Here is a 4226-nt window from a genome sequence, read left to right as displayed (position 1 = left end):
TCGGCTTTACACACTCGAGGCGGTGGTCAAGGAATACCATTGGCTTCGGAATGTAATAGCTCGTCCGACGACGGTCTGGGGATGCTTGTGAAAAAGATGAAGTCTGTGGCTGCCGCGGCAGTAACACTGTTGGCAGCCACTTCGGTGACGGTTGCATTGGGTGGGGGAACGGCGAACGCAGATCCCACGGAGTCCATCGGTTACGAAACCTCGGTCACCACGGAAGGTGCTGTCAGCACCGTCCTGGACGCGGGCGCGTTCCGCATCGAGAGCGGGGCCGACTCCGTCGAGATCGTGGGCAATTCCGGAACGGTTCTGGCGAGTGTGCCGCTGACGTACTCGGTGAACGGAGCGCAATATTCGATCGTCCCTGCGCTGGTAGGGGATAGGCAACTGTTGCTGACTCCGCAACCTGCCGCGTTGGTGAGCGAGGTCGCCGGCCCGGTCAGCAAACAGGCAGCGTTCGACAACATGATCAACCAGATCGTCATCGGCTACACCAACGGCGGCGCCGTTGGAACCGCGATCGGGGCAGGGCTCGGCTTCGCCATCGGCTGCGTATCGATCTTCCCGAACTTCATCGCAGGCTGCATCATCGGTACGGCCATAGGCGTCGTGGCAGGCACCATCATCGGTACGGTCAATGCCAATCCGAATGTCCAACCGGCAGTGTTCGAATACTTCACAACACCCTGACGACCGGAACAGAAAGCCGGAGGGACTGCTACTTGTCCTTCCGGCTTTCTTTCTGCGCAGAACCGGTCAGCGCACGCCGCATCGACACTGCTTTGACCATCGTCTCCTGAAACTCTTCTTCCGGGTCCGACAACGCGACGATCGCGCCACCCACCCCGAAAGTCACCTCGTGCTCGGTGGACACTATCGTCCGAATCACGATGGAGAAGTCTGCTGTGCCGGTCAGCGAGAAGTAGCCGATAGCGCCTGAATACACACCGCGTGGCCCATCTTCGAGCTTGTCGATGATGGCCATCGTCCTGATTTTCGGGGCGCCTGTCATCGATCCTCCGGGGAAGGCCGCGCTGATGCAATCCACCGCCGAGGCGTCGTCACGCAGTCTGCCGCGTACGGTCGAGACAAGCTGGTGCACCGGCGCATAAGTCTCGACGTCGAACAGCTTCGGTACGTGCACCGAACCCGGGACACACACCCGCGCCAGATCGTTGCGCACCAAGTCCACGATCATCAAGTTTTCGGCTTTGTCCTTCTCGTTGCCGAGAAGGTCCGCCCGTAGCAGCGAGTCCTGTTCCGGTGTGCTGCCCCGGGGACGCGTGCCCTTGATGGGCTTCGACTCCACAACTCGGTCCGCATCGATCCGAAGGAACCGCTCGGGAGACGCGCTGGAGATCGACAGGTCCGCGAATCCGAGGAAAGCACTGTAGGGCGTCGGATTGATCTCTCGGAGATAGGTATACGTCTCGAGCGCGTCGATCGGGCCCGGGAACGAGGCAACATTGGTCAGACACACCTCGTATGTCTCCCCGGACCTGATCTCGGCTAGGCATTGCTCGATGAGCCCGAGGTACTTCTCACGATCGTGCCGAAGTTGCAGGTCCTGTTCGAACTCCGGTGCCAACAACGGACTTTCCTGCGGCTGGGAACTGTGGGCGCCCTCCCGAAGCGAGGTGAGTGCATCGACAACATCCTCGAACCATGCTGCCGTTGCAGCATCGCCGTGCTCTTCCACCAAGGCCATCGCATAACAGCATCCCGACTCGTGGTCGAAGACGAGCGCGCGATCGGCGAACACCATGGAGGCATCCGGAGTCGGCGCAGTGTGAACAAGTTGTCCACCGACGTCGGCTTTGAGCTCGTAGCCCAGATATCCGACGTACCCCAGAGCGAAGGCGAACGGCAGATCGTGGCGTGCGTGAACCGCCCGAGCCTTCAGTTGCCGATCGAGGTAGTCGAAGAACGTCGAATCCACGGACTCGGTGGTTCCGTCTGCGCGACTCACCTCGACGTGTCGCTCGGCAACTCGATAGGTGATGTATTCCGCAAGCGGTCCAGAACAGTCGCCCATGATCGTGAAGCGGGAGTCAGGTTCCACGGCGGCACTTCCGTCGAGCCAAAAGCTGTTCGGGCCGGTTGCGAACAGCTCACCGAACACCTGCTCGGTGTCGAAGTCGCCCTCGATGCACTGGCTTTCGAGAAAATAGGGCGTACGGGTGGGCGCAGCGAACGGGTGCAGTATCGATCGAGTGAGATCGCGGAAATTCGACAACAACTCCCTCCCGTACTCCGTGCTGACGGACTCGGGATGGAACTGCACGCCCCACATGGGGCGACTGCGATGGCGTACGGCCATGACGATGCCGTCGGCGGTCCACGCGCAGGCTTCGAGCTCATCGGGTAGATCCAATGCCGTCAGCGAGTGGTAGCGAACCACGGAGTAGGGGGAGGGGATCCCGTCGAACAGCCCGACTCCGTCATGAACTATCTCGGAAATTCTGCCGTGCATCGGCTCCGGAGCCAGGTCGACCTCGCCCCCGAATAGATGGCAGATGGCTTGGTGTCCGAGACAGACTCCGAGGATCGGTAGGTCCGAATCGACGATTGCGCGCGCACTGATTCCAAGATCGTGCGAGGTACTCGGGCGCCCGGGACCCGGTGAGACAACGATGTTGTCGAACTTCGCGAGGTCGAGTGAATCCCAATCGACGTCGTTCCGAACCACAACGGGCTCCACACCATTCACTTCGCACAGCAGGCTGTAGAGGTTGTACGTGAACGAGTCGTAGTTGTCGATCAGTAGCGTGCGGACAGTCATCGAGAATCTCACCTACCGCGTTTGCCGACGGCGGAGTCCGCGTCGATGATCAGGTCTTCGACGCGGCAGGCCTCACCGATCAGAAGGTCGTACACCGAAGCCAGAAAATCTTCGGACATACCGTGTTTGCGTGCGAATTCGCGTGCCCGGTCCTGGACGACCCCTACGCGATCGGGCTGCATCATCGGAATGTCGAACTCGCGTTTGACGAGAGCGACCCGTGAACATATCTCGATTCGATCGCGGATAGCCACGAGCAGACCTGCGTCGATGGAATCCAGTTCGGCTCGAAGCGACGCGAGTTGAGTACAGGGCTCTTCGGTCACGTGTGGTTGCCCCCTCGTTATGCCGACGAATACAGCGTCGTGCTTTTACGCGCTCGACATTTCATCGTGCGTTCACCCCCGACCGTTACCCATGGGGGTCGTTCGCGCCGGGTCCACAATAATCCCACTGCAGACGGCAATCTTCATCCCGATCGCTGCAGAATCCATCGTATTGTTTCGGGATTGCAGCACAGACTGTAAGGAAACAAACCGAAGAATATGAATCAAGACAAAAAACTGCGCCGAACGAATGTTTTGTAATTCGTTCGGCGCAGAAGAAAAGCTATTTCGGCTCTCAGGCTCCGCGACGTTTGACCTTGAGCAGGTCCATCCGCTCCTTGAGCAACTCTTCGAGTTCGTCGACCGAGCGGCGCTCGAGGAGCATGTCCCAGTGGGTGCGCGGCGGCTTGACCTTCTTAGCCTCCGGAGCAGTTCCCTCGAGCAGGGAACCTTCCAGGCCGTTGCGGCACTGCCACGTGCCGGGGATCTCGGCGTCGTCCGCGAACGGCACGTCGAACTCTTCACCGTTGTCGCATCGGTAGCGAGCGACTCGACGCGGCGCAAGGTCGTGGTCGCGGTCGGTCTCGTAACTAACGGCGCCGAGGCGGCTACCTCGTAGAACGCGATCTGCCATTGTGAAGTCCTCTCCCTCTGTCGTACATGTTCCTCAACGCTCCACCGGTGCGAATCGTTCCCGACCCGAATCGACGACACGGGTGGACCCGCGCATACGCCGACGTCATTCTACCGTCATGCTCCCCGTAGGCTCGAGACCATGTCAGTGATGTCACGTCGGGTACACGCGTGTGCATGGTGCGGACGCGAGGTCGCCGATTCCGGGATGGGCCGGCGCCGGCGCTATTGCAGACAATCCTGCAGGCAGCGAGCCTACGAACACCGGAGTGCAATCAAGGGCACCTCGATCCCCGAGGATGCCGTCGTCCTGTCTTCCGAGGAGGCGTCCGCACTTATCGATCGAACATTCGAGGTCAGGTGCGCGGCCGAGGATGTCGCTACGGCGGTGACGGAAGGAGCAGGGCTCGACGAGCTCACGCGCCTGTGCGAGGAGTTGGTCACGCGAGCAAAGGACGCGGAACGCCTGCGCTGATCAT

5 protein-coding genes are annotated in these 4226 nt (G+C 60.5%); 2 read left to right on the top strand and 3 right to left on the bottom strand.

Annotation, left to right across the window (positions count from 1 at the left end; all coding sequences use genetic code 11):
* Positions 1-96 precede the first annotated feature (96 nt).
* On the top strand, positions 97-696 hold the full coding sequence (locus WDS16_RS09345) for a hypothetical protein (protein WP_338892225.1): 600 nt from the start codon (positions 97-99) through the stop codon (positions 694-696).
* A gap of 28 nt (positions 697-724) precedes the next feature.
* Here the strand turns inward: WDS16_RS09345 and pabB are convergent, their stop codons facing one another.
* The 3 genes from pabB to WDS16_RS09330 all read right to left on the bottom strand — a co-directional run bounded on the left by pabB (position 725) and on the right by WDS16_RS09330 (position 3748).
* Positions 725-2788: an aminodeoxychorismate synthase component I gene (gene pabB / locus WDS16_RS09340; RefSeq protein WP_338892223.1), complete on the bottom strand. Its 2064-nt coding sequence runs from the start codon at positions 2786-2788 to the stop codon at positions 725-727.
* A gap of 8 nt (positions 2789-2796) precedes the next feature.
* Positions 2797-3114: a chorismate mutase gene (locus tag WDS16_RS09335; protein WP_338892221.1), complete on the bottom strand. Its 318-nt coding sequence runs from the start codon at positions 3112-3114 to the stop codon at positions 2797-2799.
* 295 nt (positions 3115-3409) lie between these two features.
* Positions 3410-3748 carry an RNA polymerase-binding protein RbpA gene (locus tag WDS16_RS09330; protein WP_338892220.1) on the bottom strand — a complete coding sequence of 113 codons (339 nt, stop codon included), beginning with the start codon at positions 3746-3748 and terminating at the stop codon, positions 3410-3412.
* A gap of 150 nt (positions 3749-3898) precedes the next feature.
* Here WDS16_RS09330 and WDS16_RS09325 point away from each other — a divergent pair, with 150 nt between their 5' ends.
* A complete protein-coding gene (locus WDS16_RS09325) occupies positions 3899-4222 on the top strand; it encodes a hypothetical protein (RefSeq protein ID WP_338893312.1) in 324 nt (107 codons plus the stop codon).
* Positions 4223-4226: the final 4 nt, after the last annotated feature.

This window comes from Rhodococcus sovatensis (assembly GCF_037327425.1).
Lineage (GTDB): Bacteria > Actinomycetota > Actinomycetes > Mycobacteriales > Mycobacteriaceae > Rhodococcoides > Rhodococcoides sovatense.
Note: the sequence above shows the minus strand (reverse complement) of the source record. Positions and strands in the feature narration are given on the sequence as shown.

Coding starts and splice junctions, on each gene's coding strand:
- WDS16_RS09325 (WP_338893312.1), top strand. CDS start 3,899: ATGTCACGTCGGGTACACGCGTGTGCATGGTGCGGACGCGAGGTCGCC.
- pabB (WP_338892223.1), bottom strand. CDS start 2,788: ATGACTGTCCGCACGCTACTGATCGACAACTACGACTCGTTCACGTAC.
- WDS16_RS09330 (WP_338892220.1), bottom strand. CDS start 3,748: ATGGCAGATCGCGTTCTACGAGGTAGCCGCCTCGGCGCCGTTAGTTAC.
- WDS16_RS09345 (WP_338892225.1), top strand. CDS start 97: ATGAAGTCTGTGGCTGCCGCGGCAGTAACACTGTTGGCAGCCACTTCG.